This window comes from Nocardioides pelophilus, from assembly GCF_014180685.1.
Classification (GTDB): domain Bacteria; phylum Actinomycetota; class Actinomycetes; order Propionibacteriales; family Nocardioidaceae; genus Nocardioides; species Nocardioides pelophilus.
In genome coordinates this window covers 1-1,800 of record NZ_JACEHF010000296.1, presented here as the reverse complement: position 1 = coordinate 1,800, position 1,800 = coordinate 1, and the positions used below count along the sequence as shown (strand labels likewise).

General features: G+C 69.9%; 2 protein-coding genes. Both read left to right on the top strand.

Translation table 11 applies throughout. The features are described 5' to 3' along the window. The first annotated feature begins 447 nt into the window (after positions 1-447). Positions 448-1,107, top strand: a complete 660-nt coding sequence (locus H0488_RS23140) for a 50S ribosomal protein L25/general stress protein Ctc (RefSeq protein WP_183101522.1) — start codon at positions 448-450, stop codon at positions 1,105-1,107. Positions 1,108-1,223: 116 nt separating this feature from the next. Continuing rightward, positions 1,224-1,800: aminoacyl-tRNA hydrolase (pth, locus tag H0488_RS23135; RefSeq protein ID WP_183101521.1), on the top strand; the 577-nt coding region annotated here is incomplete at its 3' end.

The following is a 1,800-nucleotide window of genomic DNA, read 5'->3' as shown; positions in this document are numbered from 1 at the left end:
GGTCCGCCGAGCCCGCCGTACGTGACGACCCGAGCCATCAGGTCCTCGATCCGGCGCAGCTCGGCGCGCCTGCCGGCAAGGATCTTCGGAACCTGACCGGGGGAGTAGGGGTTGGCACCCATGCGCGCGCCTCTCGGCGAAGTGATCGATATAGATACTTCGGCCGAGTATAGGAAAGTATCGGTCAGCGGGACGCCGGCGCCGCGCTGGTCGACCGGCGCACGATCACCGATCCCACCTCGAGTGATGCCGGCGTGCGGATTTCAGTCTGAGGAGCGCCGTTGGGTAGTCTCCTCAGGTTGCCTCGGCGAGGGAGCACCCGCTTCTGTGACTCCGTGATCGACTGGGCCGGCTCGTTCTCAGACGCCGCGCGCCCACCGGTCACCGGGTGAGGGAAGCGTGGCGTTTCACCTTTCCGGGGTCCCGACACCCCTAGAAGGAGACCCCATGAGCGAGAAGATCACCGCCGAGCTGCGGACCGAGTTCGGCAAGGGCGCTGCCCGCCGCATCCGCCGCGAGCACAAGGTTCCCGCCGTCATGTACGGCCACGGCAACGACCCGATCCACATGACCCTTCCGGGCCACGACACGATGATGGCGATCAAGCACGGCGGCGCGAACACGCTGCTCGAGCTCGACCTCGACGGCGAGACCCACCTGGCGCTGACCAAGCAGGTCCAGGTCGACCCGGTCCGCCGCGTGCTCGAGCACGTCGACTTCGTGGTTGTCCGTCGCGGCGAGAAGGTCACCGTCGACGTCCAGGTCGTCGTGGTCGGCGAGGCCGCCCGCGAGACCCTGGTCGTCACCGAGAACTCGACCGTCCAGGTCGAGGCCGAGGCCACCCACATCCCCGAGTCGTTCGAGGTCGACGTCACCGACGCCGAGGCCGGCACCCAGTTCCTCGCCGGCGCGCTGACGCTGCCGTCCGGCACCACGCTGCTGACCGACCCGGAGACCCTGGTGGTCAACGTGACCGCCGCGCAGACCGCCGAGCAGCTCGAGGCCGACCTCGAAGAGGCCGAGGCCGAGGCCGGCATCGAGCGCGACGAGCCCGAGGCCGCCGAGGGCGAGGCCGCGGAGTCCGCCGAGGGTGGCGACGAGGAGTGACGTTCACTCGGCTCAGGTGGTTCCTGGGCCGACTGATCTCCCCGGCACGCAGCGCCGTGCCGGGGATCCCCCGACCCGACGGGGGTACGACGAGCGCCGATGCCGCGGAGGATCCGATGAGCGACCGTGTCGAGGGGGCCGACGTCTGGCTCGTCGTCGGGCTCGGCAACCCCGGTCCGTCGTACTCCGGGCACCGGCACAACATCGGCTACCTCGTCGCGGACGAGCTGGCCCGGCGGATGGGCAGCGGCTTCCGTGCCCACAAGTCCGGCCGGGCCGAGGTCGTCGAGGGACGCCTCGGTGCTCCGGGCACGCCCGGACCGCGGGTCGTGCTGGCGAAGGCCCGGTCCTACATGAACGAGTCCGGTGGCGCGATCAAGACGCTGACCACCTTCTACAAGGTGCCACCCGCGCGGGTGATCGCGATCCACGACGAGCTCGACATCCCGTTCGGGACGATGCGGATCAAGCTCGGCGGCGGCGACAACGGCCACAACGGGCTCAAGTCCCTGCGCTCGTCCTTCGGCACCGGCGACTTCTACCGGGTCCGGATCGGCATCGGACGTCCCCCTGGCCGCCAGGACGTCGCCGACTGGGTGCTCTCGAACTACTCCTCGACCGAGCGCAAGAACGTGCCGTTCCAGGTCGACGCCGCGGCCGACGCCGTCGAGACGCTGGTCACCGAGGGTCTCG

Bases quoted from the DNA above. Each gene is read 5' to 3' on its own strand.
- H0488_RS23140 (WP_183101522.1), top strand. From the start codon at position 448: ATGAGCGAGAAGATCACCGCCGAGCTGCGGACCGAGTTCGGCAAGGGC.